Here is a 409-nt window from a genome sequence, read left to right as displayed (position 1 = left end):
GTCGAACAGCAGGTCGTAGCGGCGCGCCGGGTTCATCGTCGCGGCCAAGACTGGCTGGGCCCGGAATTGGGCATCCCGGCGCGCACGGTGGGACGTATTCTGCGCCGCCATGGTGAGCCCTATCTGCGCGACTGCGATCCGATGACCGGCGCACTGATCAAAGCGTCGAAGGTCACCGCCGTGCGCTACGAGCGTGACCATCCCGGCGAGTTGGTCCACGTTGACGTCAAAAAGCTCGGCCGCATCCCCGACGGGGGCGGGTGGCGCGCTCACGGGCGTCGCGAAGAGGTCCGTGGTCGCGGGATCGGCTACGACTACGTGCACTCGATGGTTGATGACCACAGTCGGCTGGCGTACTCGGAGATCTTGGCCGACGAGAAGGGCCCAACATGCGCCGGATTCATCAGGC

1 pseudogene is annotated in these 409 nt (G+C 66.3%); it reads left to right on the top strand.

From position 1 onward, the window contains the following. Positions 1-409, top strand: a pseudogene (locus ACAG21_RS28095) (IS481 family transposase); the annotation flags it as partial.

This window comes from Mycobacterium sp. pR1184 (assembly GCF_041287235.1).
In the GTDB taxonomy this organism is placed as follows: Bacteria; Actinomycetota; Actinomycetes; order Mycobacteriales; family Mycobacteriaceae; genus Mycobacterium.
This window is presented reverse-complemented; position numbering and strand designations above follow the sequence as displayed.